Source organism: Gloeotrichia echinulata CP02 (genome assembly GCA_038087035.1).
Classification (GTDB): Bacteria; Cyanobacteriota; Cyanobacteriia; order Cyanobacteriales; family Nostocaceae; genus Gloeotrichia; species Gloeotrichia echinulata.
The window spans coordinates 2265249-2284972 of sequence record CP051187.1; the positions used below are offsets into that span (position 1 = coordinate 2265249).

Annotated in this window: 11 protein-coding genes; 8 read left to right on the plus strand and 3 right to left on the minus strand. The window is 40.0% G+C overall.

Annotated elements, in window-relative coordinates; translation table 11 throughout:
• Positions 1–62: 62 nt before the first annotated feature.
• From HEQ19_09920 to HEQ19_09930, 3 genes are all read left to right on the plus strand, one after another.
• The gene (locus tag HEQ19_09920; GenBank protein WYL99789.1) at positions 63–2837 is read left to right on the plus strand and encodes a CHASE2 domain-containing protein; all 2775 of its coding nucleotides are present in this window, start codon (positions 63–65) and stop codon (positions 2835–2837) included.
• On the plus strand, positions 2834–4150 hold the full coding sequence (locus tag HEQ19_09925) for a response regulator (GenBank protein ID WYL99790.1): 1317 nt from the start codon (positions 2834–2836) through the stop codon (positions 4148–4150). The genes HEQ19_09920 and HEQ19_09925 overlap by 4 nt, the downstream gene beginning before the upstream one ends.
• Before the next feature lie 193 nt (positions 4151–4343).
• Positions 4344–6875 carry a CHAT domain-containing protein gene (locus HEQ19_09930; GenBank protein WYL99791.2) on the plus strand — a complete coding sequence of 844 codons (2532 nt, stop codon included), beginning with the start codon at positions 4344–4346 and terminating at the stop codon, positions 6873–6875.
• 122 nt (positions 6876–6997) lie between these two features.
• Here HEQ19_09930 and HEQ19_09935 read toward each other — a convergent pair whose 3' ends face one another.
• From HEQ19_09935 to HEQ19_09945, 3 genes are all read right to left on the minus strand, one after another.
• Positions 6998–7189 carry a hypothetical protein gene (locus HEQ19_09935; protein ID WYL99792.1) on the minus strand — a complete coding sequence of 64 codons (192 nt, stop codon included), beginning with the start codon at positions 7187–7189 and terminating at the stop codon, positions 6998–7000.
• The gene (locus HEQ19_09940; protein ID WYM03335.1) at positions 7186–8364 is read right to left on the minus strand and encodes a transposase; all 1179 of its coding nucleotides are present in this window, start codon (positions 8362–8364) and stop codon (positions 7186–7188) included. The genes HEQ19_09935 and HEQ19_09940 overlap by 4 nt, the downstream gene beginning before the upstream one ends.
• 192 nt (positions 8365–8556) lie before the next feature.
• Positions 8557–8910 (minus strand): hypothetical protein, encoded by a 354-nt coding sequence (locus tag HEQ19_09945; protein WYL99793.1) that lies wholly within the window; start codon positions 8908–8910, stop codon positions 8557–8559.
• A 199-nt stretch (positions 8911–9109) separates the two neighbouring features.
• On the opposite strand from HEQ19_09945, the gene fni reads away from it, so the two are divergent.
• From fni to HEQ19_09970, 5 genes are all read left to right on the plus strand, one after another.
• Entirely contained in the window at positions 9110–10159 is a 1050-nt protein-coding gene (gene fni / locus HEQ19_09950; GenBank protein ID WYM03336.1) for a type 2 isopentenyl-diphosphate Delta-isomerase, read from the plus strand.
• A 195-nt stretch (positions 10160–10354) separates the two neighbouring features.
• Positions 10355–12190 carry a signal peptide peptidase SppA gene (gene sppA / locus HEQ19_09955; GenBank protein WYL99794.1) on the plus strand — a complete coding sequence of 612 codons (1836 nt, stop codon included), beginning with the start codon at positions 10355–10357 and terminating at the stop codon, positions 12188–12190.
• Between the two features lie 513 nt (positions 12191–12703).
• The gene (locus HEQ19_09960) at positions 12704–17422 is read left to right on the plus strand and encodes a filamentous hemagglutinin N-terminal domain-containing protein (protein WYL99795.1); all 4719 of its coding nucleotides are present in this window, start codon (positions 12704–12706) and stop codon (positions 17420–17422) included.
• 281 nt (positions 17423–17703) lie between these two features.
• Positions 17704–18174, plus strand: coding sequence for a hypothetical protein (locus HEQ19_09965; GenBank protein ID WYL99796.1), 471 nt, complete (start codon positions 17704–17706; stop codon positions 18172–18174).
• 51 nt (positions 18175–18225) lie between these two features.
• A complete protein-coding gene (locus HEQ19_09970; protein ID WYL99797.1) occupies positions 18226–19719 on the plus strand; it encodes a CHASE2 domain-containing protein in 1494 nt (497 codons plus the stop codon).
• Positions 19720–19724 lie beyond the last annotated feature (5 nt).

Consider the following 19724-nt stretch of genomic DNA (forward strand, 5'->3'; position numbering starts at 1 on the left):
TTGTAGGGGCGCAAGGCCTTGCGCCCGCGCCCCTACCTCATCAAATTTTTAAAACAAGCCAGATGAAGTTATTTTTCAAAACACTGCTTGGCTATGTCAGTAGGGTGCATTTACGACCTTGGCGCTTTGTGTTGATGACATCTTCTGGTGTCGCCATATTGATTATCGCTGGAGGGATGACAGGGTTATTTCAATTACTGGAGTGGACTACTATGGAGCAATTTTTTGCTCTACGTCCCCTTGAAGCACCAGAAAAGCGCGTTCTCATTGTTACTATTGATGAAAAAGACATTACCCAAGCTGGTAAATGGCCGATTCCTGATGCTATTTTAGCTCAACTTCTCACCAAGCTCAAAGCACAACAACCAGCTGCTATTGGTTTGGATATTTATCGAGATTTGCCGGTCGAACCAGGTTATTCTCAATTGGTGGCGGTGATGAAGTCTACACCTAACTTGATTGGTGTGAAGAAACTGGCAGGAGATCAGGTAGCTCCATCACCAATTTTATCTCAAAAAAAGCAAATTGCTTTGGCTGATTTTGTTTTGGATACAGATGGTAAGGTGAGGCGAGGTTTGCTCTCTGCTGGGGATAATCAGGGAGAAACTTTTTTAGGATTAGCAACGCGCTTAAGCCTGATGTACCTGGAACCAAAAGGTATTTCACTAGAAGCATTGGATAAAACTGGAAATTATTTACGGTTAGGTAAAGCCACATTTACACCTTTGAAAGGTAATGAGTTTAGTTATCGGGGTGCAGATCTTGGGGGATACCAAATTTTGTTGAACTACCGGGGCTTTCAGTCGCGGTTCGATACGGTGACAATGCGGGATGTGCTGAATGGCTCTCTATCTGAGGAATTAGTGCGCGATCGCATCGTATTGATTGGGACTACAGCCAAAAGTATCAATGATTTTTTTAATGTAGGCTACAATTGCAATCTCCATAATGATAACGAACAAATGGCAGGGGTAGTGATTCATGCCAATTTAATTAGTCAAATTTTAAGCGCCGCTTTTGATGGTAGGCCTCTCATTCGGGTGTGGTCTTCTAAAGCAGAGTGGCTATGGGTTTTAGGCTGGTCTTTTATCAGCAGTAGTATCACGTGGAAACTGCTAGAAATTCAAACTATCAGTCAGCGGAAATTACCAGGATTACCCCTATTAGGAATTATATTGGCGATCGCTACTCTCTTAAGTAGTACCTATCTAGCCTTTTTGGTAGGTTGGTGGATTCCCACGGTTTCACCTTTACTAGCTTTGATAGTCTCGGCGATTGTCACCACCAATTTTCATAAACAATCGCAATTAGCACAAGCCAATCAACAACTACAGGAGTATTCTCAAACTCTAGAGCGCAAAGTGAGCGATCGCACTAAAGAATTAGAGGTTGCTAAAATTGCTGCTGATGTTGCTAACCAAGCCAAAAGCGAATTTTTAGCAAATATGAGTCATGAACTCCGAACACATCTAAATGGGATTTTAGGCTACGCACAAATCCTAGAACGCTCTCAAAATATGGCTACTTCTGAATTGGATGGAATCAAAATTATTCATCAGTGTGGTTCTCATTTACTCACTCTGATTAACGATATTTTAGACCTATCTAAAATCGAAGCTCGCAAACTTGAACTACACAAGACAGATTTTGATTTCTCTACCTTTTTAACAGGAGTATCAGAAATCTGTCGTATCCGCGCTCAACAAAAAGGTATCTCTTTTATTTACCAATCAGATTCCCAACTTCCCCAAGGAATTCATGCTGATGAAAAACGTTTACGGCAAGTTTTAATTAATTTGCTTGGTAATGCGATTAAGTTTACCGATAGCGGCGGGGTTACTTTCAAAGTTGAGTCTTTATCCACGGAGGAAAAAACTGATATCCGAGCTACGAAAATCAGATTTCAAATTGAAGATACTGGGGTAGGAATGACGGCTGAACAATTAGAAAAGATTTTTTTACCTTTTGAACAAGTAGGAGATAAACATAAACAAACAGAAGGTACAGGATTAGGACTAGCTATTAGCTGCAAAATTGCTGAATTAATGGGTACTGAAATCAAAGTTGCCAGTACGTTAAAAGTAGGTAGCAAATTTTGGTTGGATGTAAATTTAGAAATTGCTAGTAACTGGATATATACAACTTCTGTATCACCCAACCAAAAAATTGTGGGAATTAAAGACAAAAAAACCAAAATTCTGATTGTGGACGATCAATGGGAAAATCGTTCTGTGATTATCAAATTACTAGAATCAATTGGATTTGAATGCTTAGAAGCAACTAATGGACAAGAGGGTTTAGATAGAGCCGGGAAAACTCAGCCTGATTTAATTGTAACTGACTTAAAAATGCCAGTTATGGATGGTTTGGAAATGATCCAAATCTTCCGAAAAATGCCCCTATTTCAAAATATACCAATTATAGTTTCTTCAGCCAGTGTATTTGAACATGACAAATCAAAATGCTTGACAGCAGGAGGCGATGATTTTTTACCTAAACCGTTACAAATTGACGATTTTCTAAATCTCTTACAGAAGTATTTACAACTCAACTGGATTTATCAAGAAGATAGTACCCTAACCAGAAATAGTGAAAAATCACCAACCGAAAATTTAAACTCTCAGTTAATAGTCCCACCACCATCAACAGAACTTGACAAGCTGTTTGATTTAGCCATGAGAGGTAATATTCAAGGTTTGCAAACAGCGTTGAATGAACTTGAACAGTTGGATAGTAAATTTTTACCTTTTTGTTTACAAATTAGGCTGTTAGCTGATAACTTCCAAATCAAACCAATTCGGCAATTTCTCAAATCCTATCAGAGTAAAACTACATGAAGTCTATTAATATTGAATCCGCGACTATATTGGTTGTTGATGACAATCAAACAAATCTGAAAGTATTGTGTAATGCCATTTCTAGCTCAGGATGGGAAATCTTAGTAGCTACTGATGGTGAAAGTGCCATTGAGCAAGCAGAATATGCTCAACCAGATCTAATTTTATTAGATATCATGATGCCAGGAATTGATGGTTTCCAAACTTGTCAGCGGCTGAAGAAAAATCCTGTAACTCAACATATACCGATAATTTTTTTGAGCGCTCTTTCTGACAAATTTGATAAAGTTCAAGGACTGTTAATTGGCGGTGTAGATTACATTACTAAGCCTTTTCAAATAGAAGAGGTGTTAGCCAGAATTCATGTACATTTAAAACTGCGTTATTTAACCAAACAACTGGAAACGCAAAATCAGCAACTAGAGCAGCGGGTTGAGCAACGCACAACCGAACTATCTCAAGCATTTAATGAATTAAAGCAATCTCAAATACATCTAGTCCAACAGGAAAAAATGTCTATTCTTGGTGAGTTAGTTGCTGGCGTAGCTCACGAAATTAATAATCCCCTGAGCTTTTTGACCGGTAATTTGGACTTTATTAGGAATTATCTATATAGCCTAATTATTCATTTACAGCTTTATCATCAACACTATCCCAATCCAGTTGCAGAAATTAACGAAAATGCCAAACTTATAAACTTAGAGCAACTGATGGAAGATGTACCAGCAGTAATTTCATCCATGAATTTAGGCATTGAGCGCATTAGTGATATTAGCACTAGTCTCCGCATTTTTTCCCGGAATGATATCTCTGATAAAATAGCCGGCGATATTCATGCAGGTATCGACAGCACTTTGGTAATTCTGAAATATCGTCTCAAAGCCAATAATCAGCGCCCAGAAATTGAAATTGTGCAAAATTATGGTAATTTACCATTAATTAAATGCTATCCTGGGCAACTCAATCAAGTATTCATGAATATCTTAGCCAATGCTATTGATGCTTTTGATGAAAAAGCTAAAAAATCATCTTATGCAGAAAACCAGGGAAATCAAATCATCATTGAAACTGAATTGAGTCAGGATAATCAATGGGTAACAATAGCCTTCAAAGATAATGCTCTTGGTATACATCCTGATGAGCAAGAGCGGATATTTGAAGAGTTTTTTACGACGAAACCAGTTGGGAAAGGAACTGGTTTAGGTTTATCTATTAGTAAGGAGATTGTAGAAGGAAAACACCAGGGTAACTTAAATTGTTTTTCAGTATTAGGAAAATGGACAGAATTTATCATTAAAATTCCTGTTGAGTAATCAAGTTATGCAAAAACAGAAAAAGCTAATATCTGCTAAAAACACCATTTGCTTAGGATGGCTCAGTAGCTTGGCACAATTAAATATCAAACCTCTGTACAAACCTCTCCCCTACAAGGGGAAAAGCTTTGATTCCTGCTTCCCTAGGGGGGTTAGGTTTATCTTATATTTTTTCACGCCCACCTACTTAACATTGCTTCTCCTAACAATTGGTGTTCGAGTACAAGCACAAACTAATTTTCAATTCCAGGAGACTGAGAATTGGAAATTAGCGGTAAATTCAGCCTCAGATTCCAAATCTCTACTCAACCAAGGTAGAAGTCTTTATGCTGCTGGACGCTTTGCTGAATCTGCGAAACTTTGGGAAGCAGCTTCTGCTAGTTTTGAGCTACAAGGTGATGTGATCAATCAAGCTTGGAGTCTGAGTTATCTATCGTTAGCCTTTCAGAATTTGGGAGATTGGCAAAAAGCAGAGCTTTATATTACCAACAGTCTAAATATTTTACAGCGAGTCAACAAAGATAAAAAGGAAAATTCTGCTATCCTAGGAGTAGCTCTCAATACCCTGGGAAATCTCAAACTCTCAATGGGACAACCAGAAGCGGCTTTAAAAGCTTGGCAAGATGCGGAACGCACCTATGCTACATCTGGTGATGAATCGGGAAAAATAGGTAGCCAAATTAATCAAGCTCAAGCACTACAAGCTTTAGGATTGTATCGTCGAGCGCAAAAGTTGTTAATCGGTGTGAATCAACAGCTACAAAATCAGCCAGATTCCGTCATCAAAGCCAAAGGATTGCAAAGTCTGGGTGTAGTTTTGCAGATTGTGGGAGATATCAAACAATCCCAGGAGATTTTAAAGCAAAGTTTGCTCCTTAGCGATCGCCTAAACTCCACTGAAAACCTCACCGATATTCTGTTTAGTTTGGGAAATACCGCCAGGGAATTAGGGCAAATCCCACAGGCTTTAGATTATTATCAACAAGTGCAAGTTAAGGCGACTAACCCGCAATTGCAGGTGGAAGCACAGTTAAACCAACTTAGCCTTTATCTAGAAACTTCACAGCTAAAGTCAGCCCAGGCAATAATTGCGCCAATTAAATCGCAATTAACCCAACTCCCCCCTAGCCGGATGTCTGTTTATGCAGCAGTCAACTTTGCTCGTAGTCTGACCAAAATTAGCAAACTCGATGCAGGAGAGTCTACATTATATCATGAAGCGGCAATAGTTTTAGCATCGGCGGTAAAACAAGCTGACGGATTAAACGATTTGCGGGCGAAAGCTTATGCTTTAAACGAGTTAGGCAAATTATATTACCAACAGCAGCAGTTATCTGATGCTTTAAAACTTAGCCAACAAGCATTAAATATTGCTCAAGAGATTAACGCTGCTGACATTGCTTATCAAGCTGCTTGGCAAGTTGGGCGAATTTTCAAAACAAAAGGTGATACTCAAGATGCGATCGCCGCCTATGATTTCTCTGTAAAAACCCTGAAGTCTTTGCGTGGTGACTTAGTAGCAATGAATCGCGATGTTCAATTTTCTTTTCAAGAGAGTGTTGAACCCATTTATCGGGAATTTGTCGATATATTGCTGGAATCTCACCCCAGCCAAAAAAACTTAAAGCAAGCGCGAGAGACCATTGAAGCACTCCAACTAGCTGAATTAGACAATTTCTTTCGTGAAGCTTGTTTAAATGGTAAACCAGAGCAAATCGACCAACTCGACAAACAAGCAGCTGTGATTTACCCGATTATTTTAGGCGATCGCTTAGAAATAATTGTATCTATTCCCGGACAAGTTCTCACGAGCTACAAAACTGCTATCCCCAAAGCTGAGATCGAACAGACCATCAAACAAATGCGCCAATCTCTTAACCCAGCTTTTCCTAAAGAGAATGCGTTATCCGTTTCGCAACAACTATATAATTTGTTGATACGTCCAGCCGAATCTCAGTTAGCCAACAGTGGGGTAAAAACATTAGCTTTTGTGTTAGATGGTTCCTTGCGAAACCTGCCAATGGCTGCTTTATATGATGGTAAACATTATCTAGTCGAAAAATATAGCTTGGCGCTGTCACCAGGGATGCAATTAATGCAAACGCGATCCTTAAAAAGCGAAAAGCTCAAAGTGATTACAGCCGCACTAACTGAAGCGCGTCAAGGGTTTAAAGCTTTACCTGCAGTTAAGTCAGAAGTCACAGAAATTCAAGCCGAAATTTCTGGTAAAGTACTTTTAAATGAACAATTTACCGACGCTAACCTACAAACAGCTATTAAATCAACTCCTTTTACAGTACTGCATCTTGCCACCCACGGTCAATTTAGCAGTAAGTTAGACGAGACCTTTATACTCACCTGGGACGGAAAGATTAACGTTAAACAATTGAGTGAGTTTCTCAAATCCAGAAACGAAGCCGATTCCACACCTGTAGAATTAATGGTTCTCAGCGCCTGTCAAACAGCCAAAGGAGACAATCGAGCTATATTAGGTTTAGCGGGAGTAGCAGTACGTTCTGGCGCACGCAGCACCCTAGCAACTTTGTGGGCTGTCAAAGATGATTCCACCGCTAAATTTATGGTGGAATTTTATAAAAATCTCAAAAAACCGGGAATTAGTAAAGCAGAAGCTTTGCGACAAGCTCAACTAACTTTTATCCAAGATGCTGATTTTGATCATCCTTTTTATTGGTCACCATTTGTATTAGTGGGAAATTGGTTGTAGTCATTTGTCCTTAGACCGTCGTTCGATGATCTGTAGGGGCGCAAGGCCTTGCGCCCCGAATTCACGGAGGCTCCGCTTCCCATTAAAACATTGGAAACAGGTCTATTGTCTATTGCCTTTGATTACGCTGGAATCAGTTTTGGCTTACCTGACTCAACCATCCAGCTTCCCATCAATGTTTCCGCGTTGCTAGGACGCAATACTGTATCAACAGCCCACCATTGTGCCGTAACTTGTTCGGGCTTGACATCAATAATGATATAACCATGACTTTGACACTCCCCACGCATAAATGCGGGGGATTCCAGCGTCACTGACGTTCCTTGCTTTTACAGGTCTTACGACCAATAGAAGTAGAGGGAACATCTCTACTGGCGTTAGTTTGGGATTGCCCACCCCTACCGTTTGCACGACTTAAAATTACTTTGGCAGCATTCACATCGCGTTGTTCTACATACCCACAATGGGGACAAGAATGAGTGCGAGTGCTGAGAGATTTTTGCACTCTAGCACCACAATTAGAACATTCCTGGCTTGTGAAGTGGGGAGGAACTGCAATGATTTCCCGTCCAAATTTTGCACCAAAGTATTCGAGCCACTGACGAAAATTGTACCAAGAAGCATCAGAAATGCTCAAGGCTAGTTTGTGGTTTCTCACCAAGCCGGAAATATTTAAATCTTCCAAGACCACCTTAGCGTTAGCTAGGCATAAGTTACGCGCCATTCTCTTGGCGTGTTCATTCCTTTGTCTTGTTACTTTTAAATGTTTACGAGCATAAACACCACGCGCTTTTCTTCTGCCAGATGACCCTTTTTTCTTCTTGTAAATGTTACGTTGAACCCGCTTAATATCTTTCTCTGTCTTGCGAAGAAATCGCGGATTCTCCTGATGATTACCATTGCTATCAGAGTAGAAATATTCCAGTCCGACATCAATTCCGATTTCTGATGTAGTTTGTGGGGCTTCTTGCTGATTATCAATCTTGACGCAGAATTGCACATAGTAACCATCGGCTCTACGCACAATCCTCACTCGTTTAATTAGTTCAACAGGGTATTGATGAATATCCCATTTACCTAACAGTTTGAGTTCGCCAATACCTTTTTTATCAGTGAAAGTTATCCGCCGCTTTGTTGGGTGCAACTTCCACCCAGACACCTTATATTCGACTGAACGACTATGTTTTTTGAACCGGGGATAACCCTTTTTTCCAGGTTTGTTTTTCTTGCAGTTATCAAAAAATCTATTGATAGCACGTTCTACATTTTCTACTGCCGCCTGACAAGCATGACTGTTTAAATCATTAACAAATTTAAATTCTGCTCTTAATTGAGTGTTGTACTGATATAGTTCTTTCTTGTCAACGCCTCTATTATCCATCCAATATCTAAGCACTTTATTTCGGACAAATCGATTCGTACGAATAGCTTCATCTATGGCTTTTGATGTGGCTCTTTTGACAACTGCTTTATATTCCAATACCAACACTCTTGCATCACTTCCTTGCATCTGTTAATCTCTATCTAGTATAGCATTTGGTTATTATGATAACAACTAAAAAAGGGATAAAAAGGATGAAAAATAAACCAGCTTATCACGATGAAATCAAAGGTAAAAGGACTGTTTTTTTGACTCCAACAGCTTGGGATATCATAAAAAATGAAGCTGTAATCCGAGGGATTAGTGCCAGTACTTGTTGAGGAATGGGGACGGCGTAAAGCCTGCGGCATAGCTACGCTTAACGCGCAGCGTCTCGTAGAGATTGAAATCGCCCGCGCCTAGCCCCCATAAATAGAATTTAGGGGCTTGCCCGGCGCGGATAACTCGGTCAAAATCACACCAGCGAATGTGGGGAAAAGCCTTCATCACCTCTTGCTCAATGGGAATAGATTTTGTGCGTGTTGCCCAACCCATCTTGTCGTCAAGGTTCTGTGAAGTCAAGCTACAAGTGACAAACTCGACAGCGATTGGTTCTTCTGTGTGGTCGAAAGCATCGCGTTTTAACTCAATGCACTCGTCAAGCTGTATTAGCATATACATACAATAATATAAACATTATTTTCTTATGTCTTCGGAAAATAATGTTAATTTTGACTACGCTTTGCGTGTCAGTTGTTATTTGTTATTTTTCAGTTGTCATTTGTCCTTGGTAAGGGTCAACCGTCAACCGTCAACCGTCAACCGTCAACGCTGTCATAATTGGGATGAAAACAACTTTAAGTCAGGTCTACTAGTGAATCTCTCTACCAATATTTCATCACATACCCAGTCACGCAAAGCGGATCACATCCGCATTTGTCTAGAAGAAGATGTTCAGTGTCACCAAATCACCAATGGACTGGAACGCTATCGTTTTACCCATTGTTGTTTACCTGAACTAGACCGGAATGATATTGATATCAGCACCACGTTCCTGGGGAAACAGCTGTTAGCACCCCTATTAATTTCTTCCATGACTGGGGGTACGGAACAAGCAAGTATGATTAACCGACGATTGGCGCAAGTCGCCCAGCAGTACAAACTGGCTATGGGTGTGGGTTCCCAGCGTGTGGCGGTGGAAAAACCGGAGGTGGCTGATACCTTCGCTGTCCGTAAGTATGCTCCGGATATTCTTTTGTTTGCTAACTTGGGGGCTGTACAACTTAATTATACCTATGGTTTAGATGAATGTCTACGGGTAATCGATATCCTGGAGGCTGATGCTTTAATTTTGCACCTCAACCCGCTACAAGAGTTTATTCAACCTAGAGGTGACACAAATTTTCGAGGGTTGCTTGACAAAATAGATAAATTATGCAGTAAATTGCCAGTGCCAGTCATAGCTAAGGAAGTGGGGAATGGTATTTCTGCCGCAATGGCAGAGAAACTGATGGCGGTGGGAGTGCAAGCGATTGATGTGGCGGGTGCGGGTGGTACTTCCTGGGCAAAGGTAGAAGGGGAACGAGCCGAAAATCCGCTGCAACGCCGCTTGGGGACGACATTTGCCGATTGGGGCTTACCAACGGCAGAGTGTATTACGAGTATTCGGGCGATCGCTCCTGATGTACCATTAATAGCTTCGGGGGGGTTGCGTCATGGACTGGATCTGGCAATGGCGATCGCCCTGGGAGCAAATATCGCTGGTTTGGCAATGCCTTTTCTCCAAGCAGCCGCAGTCTCTGAAGTCGCAGTACAAGATTTGGCTGAGGTATTAATTGCAGAAATGACTACGGTATTATTCTGCACGGGTAATGCTACTTTAGAGCAGTTGCAGCATTCAGGCAGTTTACAGCTAATAGAATAGTTATTAGGTGTATCAAACGGAATTTGCACAGTTGACCGGGAATTGTTCCTTACTCAAATCAGTAATCGCTTTGGGTTGTTGGGGTTTGAGGTATCAGAACTTGGGTAGAAATAAAATTGAAGTCATTAGTCCAAAGTCCCAAGATAGACTCTTACCTCTTGCCTCTTGCCTCTTGCTTCTTAACTAATAACTAAAATGCGTAACTTTCTGAAACAAACTTTTGCCAGCTTAATTGGCAGTTTACTGGGACTGATTATTTTTTGCGGACTGGGAACCACTGGACTATTTTTGCTTCTGTTAGCTGCATCTGCTTCTAAGGAGACTGGACTGGAAGTCAAAGATAAATCAGTACTGGTGTTTGATTTATCGATGAACATCACCGATGGTGAACCCAGTGCCAATGATGTGATACAGAAGACACTATCTGGTGTGGAAGATAATCGCATGTCACTCCGCAGCGTTCTGGATGCTTTGGAAAAGGCGCAGCGTGATCAGCGAATTGTCGGGATATACTTAGATGCGACCCGCAACACCTCAGCTAGTGCTGCAGGCTATGCTTCACTAAAGGAAATTCGCCAAGCATTGGAAAAATGCCGTGCGGCCGGGAAAAAGATTATCGCCTATGGGATGAACTGGGAAGAAAAGGATTATTATCTGAGTTCGGTGGCTGATAGGGTGCTACTTAACCCCCTGGGGGCGATGGAAATTAACGGTTTGAGTTCACAACCGATGTTTTTCGCCGGGGCATTACAAAAGTATGGTATAGGTGTACAAGTTGTGCGCGTGGGGAAATTTAAGGGCGCAGTTGAACCCTTTATTCTGAGCAAACTGAGTCCTGAAAATCGCGAACAAATGCAAAAATTGTTGGATGATGTTTGGGGAGAGTGGCGCAATGCTGTGGGAGCAAGTCGGAAAATTCAGGGCAACAAATTGCAGGCGATCGCCGATAATCAAGCCGTGCTGCAAGCAGAGGAAGCGAAAACTAATGGTTTAGTCGATCAAGTCGCGTACCTCGATCAGGTAGTTAGCGAATTGAAAAAATTGACCGCTAGTGACAAAGACGATAAAACATTTGAGCAAATCAGCTTGGCCCAGTACGCCCAAGTTCCTGGTAAATCATTGGGTGTAGAACGCACATCAAATAATAAAATTGCTGTGGTTTATGCGGAAGGCGAGATTGTTGATGGTAAAGGAAATGATGGCGAAGTTGGGGGCGATCGCTTTGCGAAAATCTTTACTAGACTTCGACAAAATAATGATGTCAAAGCGGTGATCCTGCGAATTAACAGTCCCGGCGGTAGCGCTACCGCTGCTGAGGTAATGCAGCGAGAAGTCAGATTAATTCGCGAAATCAAGCCAGTTGTCGTCTCAATGGGTGATGTCGCCGCTTCTGGTGGTTACTGGATAGCCAGCGATTCTAACCGCATTTTTGCCGAACCAAATACGATTACAGGCTCGATAGGTGTCTTTGGTATGCTCTTCAATGGTCAAAAGCTAGGGAATGACAATGGCATTACCTGGGATTCTGTGAAAACTGGACGCTATGCTGATAGTCAAACCGTTTCTCGCCCAAAATCCCCCGAAGAATTAGCACTTTATCAGCGTAGTGTCAACCGCATTTACAATCTGTTTCTCGGTAAAGTTTCTCAAGGGCGAAAACTACCAGAAGCCAAGGTAGCAGAAATTGCCCAAGGACGGGTTTGGTCTGGTGTCGCAGCGAAGGAAATTGGTTTAGTGGATGAAATTGGCGGTCTCAATACAGCTATCGAATACGCTGCTAAACAAGCCAAGCTAGGAAATAATTGGGAAGTTGAAGAATATCCACAAGTTACCAGCTGGGAAGAACGCTTTTTTGGCAAAGCTGCAGAAGAAACACGCACTGCTTTAGGGATAAAGCCGACGGAAATTAAACCAGTTAATCCCCTCACCGCTGAATTCCAGAAACTCCAACAGCAAATCGCAATTCTCCAAAAAATGAACGATCCCCAAGGGGTCTACGCTCGCTTACCTTTTAACCTGAAAATAGATTAGGTTGTTGCGGGTGGGTAATTTCTACCCACCCAGGGCAAAATCTTCAAAATCGGAATTATTCCTCTTTCCTGTCTCTGTGCGCCCTCAGCGCCTCTGCGGTTTTTTACAGCCATTTTCAGGTAAATAGACCACGCTTTTGGGGTGCAAGGCCTAGTCCCGCGATTTCAAAGTCTTATACAATACCACTAAAACGCTGACACATGTAGGAGCGAGTGGGGGCAAGGCATTGCCGTGCCCCTACAGCTGGTATCATATCGTGTGGATTTAGGGGTATCTAAAAATTTATCTGGCTAAACAAATAGTTTGAAAACACGCCCTAGATCCCCTACCTCAGATCTTGCACCTGGAAACTCAGCTTCAGGTTTCTTGAGAAACACCTAATACTCAAAATAACTCGGTTAACGGCAGATTTGCTATCACAAAGTTACAATTGAAACTTGATCAGACGGTGTGAACGCAACTAAAATTCTGTGGGCTGCATTTTTGGAAGTCCCTAATTGAGGATTTTATCAGATGGCTACATACTGGCAAATTAAATTTAAGGGTTTATGTTTAGCTATCCCCTTAGTACTCTGGGGAGTGAGTGTTGTGTTTGGGGAAAGTACTCTGGCTCAAATTGTTCCTGATAACACTCTCGGTAGCGAAAAATCTGTTGTTGTGCCTATCAATTCTACATCTGACCGAATTGAGGGGGGCGCAATTCGCGGCTCTAGTCTGTTTCATAGTTTCCAACAATTTAATATCGAGGAAGGAAAAAGTGCCTATTTCGCTAATCCTGCACAAATTGAAAATATTTTTAGTCGGGTTACGGGAAATAACTCTTCTCAATTGTTAGGAACATTGGGTGTTTTAGGGAATGCTAACCTATTTTTTATTAATCCCAATGGGATTATTTTTGGCGCAAATGCTAAATTGGATATCAATGGTTCATTTGTTGGCAGTACAGCAAATAGCCTGAATTTTTCTGATGGTCAAGTTTTCAGTGCTACTCATACCCAAGCGCCACCATTATTAGAGATTAATGTTAAAGCTCCTATTGGCTTAGTCTTTGAAGGAAAGGAATCAGGGGCTACTGTTAACACGGTGAATTTATCTGTACCACCAGGACAAAATATTAGTTTAGTTGGTCGAAATTTGCAGATTACAGGTGATGTTTTACCGGGGGATTTTGGTCAAGGGGATATACAAATCCAGAAAAATAGTTTTCCATCTCTAGTAAATATTCTCCTAGCTAGTAATGATATTACTATTGCTCAAGGTTTAGACCTGAGCTTTTATCATCCTGGAGCAATTATTTTGACAGCCGATGCTGATAAAAATGGCAGTGGCTCGGTGAGGATGGACACAACTAAAATTATTAAGTCTGATGGGGCAGATGTTAATATTTCGGGAGCCAGTTTACAGCTAGGCAATATTAGCACACTCACAAATGGTAATCATGGAGGAAATATTACCTTAACTGCAACTAACGGGGACATTTCTCTAGGTGGTAATCAAAATCCTCAGCCAGACAATTTGGCTACTTCGGGAAGAATAATGAGTGGAAATATAAATATTCAAAGCAGTGGCAATTTTGTCGCTTATGGAGGAATCAGAACAGATTCTTATTTTCAGGGAAAACCTGGATTTATTTCTATTGATAGTGGTGGAGATATCAGCATAAATGGTGTAATTAAAACAGACTCCTTTGTAGGTCAAGATGGTGGATCTGTCACACTCAAAAGTGGTGGCAATATTACCACATCTGGTAGAATATCTTCTGTATCTCAGAACGATAGTAATGCAGGTAATGCAGGGGCAATCACCCTCTTGACAACTGGAGGGAATATCACGACTAAAGCTGAACTAACAGCTTGGTCTAGATCTGGGGATGGAACGGCAGGTAATGGTGGAGTAATTAAGCTTGAGAGTACCAGTGGAAGTATTACAACAAACGATATATTGAATTTCTCTGATGTGGAAAATAATGGTACTGCAGGTAATGGTGGAGATATTAGCATCATTGCTGCTGGTAATATCATTACTAATAATTTTCTGAATGCTAGTTCTCAAGTTCCTAAGAATGGTGAAGCTGGCAATGGTGGAACAATTACTCTCAAAAGCACTCAAGGTAATATTATTACTAATGAAATCAAAGCTGTTTCTGAAGTTTTTGGTGATGGAAATACAGGTAATGGCGGAAAAATTATGATCGCCACTGGTGGAGATTTTAAATCTATTTTCTTGTGGTCTTACTCTCAAGTTAAAGGCAGTTGTGAAACTAGTTTATGCCGAACTGGTAATGGTGGAGATATTATTATTAACAGTGGTGGTAAAGTTGAACTAACAACAGGTAATCCCCTCGGTACAATTGCTACATGGTCACAACTTGCAGGAAATGGTTTTGCAGGTAATGGGGGAAAAGTTGATATTACGAGTAATGGCAATATTAGTATTACCAACACCACGGTAAACCCCACATACCAAGGGAGTGTAGGCACTGATTCTCAGATTTTTGGTGATGGGAGTGCAGGTAACGGCGGCAGTATTCAACTTATCAGTAAAACAGGTGATGTTGTCGCTAATCAATTGGGTAGTTTTTCACGGGTTTTTGGCAATTGTCAAGGGACAAATTGTCAAGCTGCTGGTGATGGTGCTGATATTATAGTTGAAGCTCCCCAAGGGAGTATTGAAACTTTGAGTGTGAATACTTTTGCAGATTCTAGAGGTAATGGTACAGCAGGTAATGGTGGAGTAATTAAACTCATTGCTAGGAATGATATTAAAACAAATTTTTTAACCTCTAGTTCTCTGACAGCTAAAGACAAACCTGGAAGTAGTGGCACTATTAATCTTGAAAGTACAGATGGCTCAATTATTGCCGGCAATTTAATTGCATCAAGCAATACAAAACGCGGCGATATCACTCTTAACGCTCAGAATAATATTACTATTGGTGTGGGTGCTACTTCACCTGTTATTGATGTCTCTGGTAGTGGAGATGGAGGTGAGATTTCTTTCACTGTTAAATCTGGTCAATTCTCGATGAACAATGGTTTAATCAACAGTAATGTATTTGGTGATGGCAAAGGTGGTGACATCAAAATTCAGGCTGAGTCTGTCTCTTTAAATAACACCGATATCACAACTACTTTATCTTCTGGTAAAGGCCAAGGTGGTAACATTATCATTAACACTCCTGGAGAATTTACCCTAGACAGAAGTCGTTTGTTTACTTCTTTAGAACCGGGAGGTACGGGAATTGGTGGTGACATTAAAATTCAGGCGAATTCGGTGAGCTTAGATAATTTCTCTTTTATTGATAGCGCTACTTTTTGGGATGGTAATGCGGGTAATGTCCGTCTTGATGCTAATAACTTTATTTCTCTGAAAAATAACAGTTCTATCTTCAGTATTACTGCAGGTAAAGGTAATGGAGGTGAAGTCAAGGTAACGGCTCAGGGAAATATTAATTTAGTGGATGGTAGCAACATTAGCACAGTTGTTAACCAACAGGCAGAAGGCAATGCTGGTAATGTAATGATTCAGGCGAATCAACTTGTATTGAGTAATGGAGGACAGATTCTTACTAATACCCTTGGCAGTGGTAACGCTGGTGATATTATTGTTAATGCTCCTGCTTTTGTGATAATTTCCGGCGTTAATAATAACCCTGTTAGCACTTCCCAACCGAGAAGTAATGTGCAAACTAGAATATTTAAATCTGTCGAGGACGTAGAACCTAATAACTCAATTTCTGAAGCGCAAAAACTCCAGGATGGATATTTTGCGATAGACCCAACTAATAATCTTAATCCTGATGTTGAGTTCTCTACGAGAATTCCTTATGTATCTATCTCCGGTAAAGGTTCTAACCCAGCATCAGTTGATGTCTACTCATTTGAAGTTACACCTGGTACTAGGGGAATTTTTGATATTGATAATGGCTTGAAAGCTCAAAATCCCACTAGAAGTGTAGATACACAAATCTCTCTTTATAATAGTTCGGGAGTAAAGTTAGCAAATAACAATGATGCTCCAGTGATTTTTGGTGCTGGTGGTAGTGAATTAGCTCCCGCAGATATTAACAACCCTGGTGCTGGTTCTAATACTATCCTCAGTCCTGATTCTTATTTGAGATATGTTTTTACTCAGCCAGGAACTTATTTTTTAGAAGTATCTAAATCTCAAGGCGACCAAAGTTATCAGCTTCAGGTTTCTTTAGAAACACCTAATATTCAGGGTAACTCGGTTAACGGCAGATTTGCTAGTGGAATTTTTGCCCAAACTCAAAGTATGACTGGCGCTGCTGGGAATATAACCATTAATTCCCCACAATTGGAAATTAACGCTGGTGGACAGTTACGAACTACAACTTTTACAGCGCAGCAGGCTGGAAGTATTACCCTAAATATACCAAATCAATTGATTTTATCAGGAAAAGATAGTGGACTTTTTGCAAACACAGAAAAGAATTCTACGGGAAGGGGAGGCACTATTAATATTGACCCGAAAATATTAATGATTCAAGATGGTGCTACTATTGCTGTCAATAGTCAAGGACAGGGAATTGGTGGTGATATTAATCTGCAAGCTGGTTCTCTGTTTTTGGATAACGGAATTATCTCTGCCAAAACTAATAGCAATACAGGGGGAAATATTAATTTAGGGGTGGATAATTTATTATTTTTGCGCCACGGAAGTGAAATATCAACCACCGCCGGAGATGAGCAAAATGGTGGCAATGGTGGTAACATTACTATCGATGCGAGAAACGGTTTTCTTGTGGCTATTCCCTATGAAAATAGCGATATTACAGCCAATGCTTTTACAGGTAATGGTGGTAGGGTTGATATCACTACTCAGCAACTGTTTGGCATTCAAGAACAGGATTTTACTACTCTTTTAAGCGACATTACTGCTAGCTCAGATTTTGGTTTGAATGGTGAGGTTAATATTAACCTCACTGTTAATGCTGACCCCACAAGTGGGTTAACTAAATTGCCAGATAGACCAGTAAATGTCAGGATATCGGAAGGCTGTCAAGTTGTTGAGGACAAAGATGCGGTTGAGTTTTACAGCATTGGTAAAGGTGGTTTACCCCCAAGGCCAGATGAAGCGTTAAGTTTTGATTTATTGGATTTAATAGATTTGTCAAAACTTACCTTTTATGGTAATGACAAGAAGACTTGGAGTAATGCTCAGTTATTTAGCGGTTTGGTCAAGTTTACTTCTCCTTGTCAAGGTCGTTAGGATACAAACACTGAAATGTGCGTAGCTTAGTGTACGTATCGCTTTTGGGGAAGGAGTATTGGTACTCTTACACAATGAAATTCCTGAATTTGTGAAGAAATACAAACAATTTATTTATTATTGTGGAAAATATTTAGTTCGATAATATACTGGTAAATAATTGAGATTAAACAGGCAATAATTTTCTGTGGGTGCTGGTGTTAAAAAACTGCCTGGACTTGGTACTGCTCTGTTCTGTGATTGGTAAATTGTAAATCAAGATACATTTCAGGAGCTTTATTATGGAACCAGTAACAGCTACAGCTACAGCGATTGTAGGTTTTGTTTTAACGGGTGTTTCAACGGGTGCATTGGGGAAAGTTGGAGAAATACTAATAGAGCAAGCAGGTAAACTGAAAACATGGCTGACAGAAATATCTCCCAAAGCAGCGGCCGCATTTTTACGGCTTGAAGAAGAACCGCTTGATGCCGGTGAAGCGTATATAGAACAAGTAGTGCTTGAAGAATTAGCAGCAGCAGGAGAAAAAAAATCAGAATTTGCTCAAGCTATTGTTGAATTAGCAAAAGAAGCTAAGGCAGATCCAAACCCTAAGCTGACTAAAATAATTGAAGCTATTGAAAATACTCTAAAGTCTCAGCCTCAAGGACCAACTGTTCAGAATGTTGGACAGCTGGCAAAGAAAATCAATACAGTTATTCAGTCACCTAATTTCAATATTGCTAGTGGTGGCATTGGTATTCAAATTAACTGACTGACTTCGCCGCCGGATAGCGGAGAAGTTAAAGGAACTTCACAAAACACTATGAACCAGGAGGTTCAGGCTGAACATATTCAACGCGATAAATTGCTAGAGCAATTGAGTAGCTGTCCAGCAGGGATTTTTAATATAGTGGCTTTTTGTATAAAAGCACCTACAAAGTCACTATATGGGGATACGGTTGATCAAGCAACAAAAGCGATAGCACTTATAGAATGGGCAGAAAATCCAGATAGTCCAGGTATTGATATTGATAAATTAAACGATTGCTATCTAAAAGCAATAGGCAAAAAAAAAGTACTTGATCATACTAAATTTACGATTTCTAAGAAATTCCTTTGTCAAAGTTTCACTGCAACAACCATAACAACTGGTTTGATTATCCTGATGCGAATGTTAGGAGGGCTACAAAGCTATGAATTACTTGCTTATGACCATTTTATGAGAATACGGAGAAACTCTGAATGGGCAGATGATAAATTTTTGGTGATTAGTATAGACGAGGAAGATATACAGTATCAAGATCAAGACATCAACCTAAAATATAAGCCAAGGCAAGGTTCACTATCAGATAAAGCCTTGTTAGCACTTTTGAAAAAAATTACACCTTATAAACCAAAAATTATTGCTTCAGATATTATTCATGACTATAAATTTGAACCAGAATTACAAGAATATTTAAAGATAAATAAAAATTTAAAATACATTTCTATTTGTCAATTTCGCAATGAAAATAGCAATCTTTCAGGAATTAGACCACCAAATAATTTCTCTCCAAACCAGTTGGGGTTCATTAATTTTCCTAAAGATGATGATGATGTTATTAGGCGACAGCTTCTTGGTATGGAAGAAGATGCAATTTGCCCAACACAGCAATCTATAGGGTTGCGTATTGCACTTAGTTATTTAGGAGAATCAGGTGATATGACCCCAGAGGGATTTGTGAAAATTCGTGATGTGGTGTTCAAGCCATTAGAACATAATGCAGGTGGATATCAGTTACCAAAAGGAGAAGAAGATGTGGATCAAGTTTTGCTAAATTACCAAGCTTCAAATCCAAAAATAAAAACACTCCGAGATATTTTAGCTGATTCATCAAATTCACAGTTAGCAGGCATTATAAATGAAAAAACAATTATTTTAATAGGATTTGTTGATTCAAAAACCGATCAACATCGTACACCTTACAATAAAGAAATGTCTGGCGTAATAATTCATGCTAATATGGCCAGTCAAATCATTAATGCTGTTGAAAAAAAACGTCCACTTATAAAGTGGTTACCCGAATATGCAGAGAATATTTGGATATTTTTTTGGGTATTACTAGGATGCACATTAAATTTAGTATGGAAACATGATTATTTTAAAAAATTAAAAATAACAATTCTTCTTGTTTCTTTATACAGTGCTGTCTTATATGTCTTTTGTCTTTTAGCTTTTTCAGTAGCAGTGTGGATTCCTTTTGTGCCGCCACTTTTAGCACTTATCATAACACCTGTTTGTTTATTACTAGTTCAAAGCATTTTTAGATACAAATAAATAAC

What these genes read in the sequence shown, in the direction of transcription:
- HEQ19_09970 (WYL99797.1), top strand. Translation starts at nt 18,226, where the DNA reads ATGAACCAGGAGGTTCAGGCTGAACATATTCAACGCGATAAATTGCTA.
- HEQ19_09920 (WYL99789.1), top strand. Translation starts at nt 63, where the DNA reads ATGAAGTTATTTTTCAAAACACTGCTTGGCTATGTCAGTAGGGTGCAT.
- HEQ19_09965 (WYL99796.1), top strand. Translation starts at nt 17,704, where the DNA reads ATGGAACCAGTAACAGCTACAGCTACAGCGATTGTAGGTTTTGTTTTA.
- HEQ19_09960 (WYL99795.1), top strand. Translation starts at nt 12,704, where the DNA reads ATGGCTACATACTGGCAAATTAAATTTAAGGGTTTATGTTTAGCTATC.
- sppA (WYL99794.1), top strand. Translation starts at nt 10,355, where the DNA reads ATGCGTAACTTTCTGAAACAAACTTTTGCCAGCTTAATTGGCAGTTTA.
- HEQ19_09925 (WYL99790.1), top strand. Translation starts at nt 2,834, where the DNA reads ATGAAGTCTATTAATATTGAATCCGCGACTATATTGGTTGTTGATGAC.
- HEQ19_09945 (WYL99793.1), bottom strand. Translation starts at nt 8,910, where the DNA reads ATGCTAATACAGCTTGACGAGTGCATTGAGTTAAAACGCGATGCTTTC.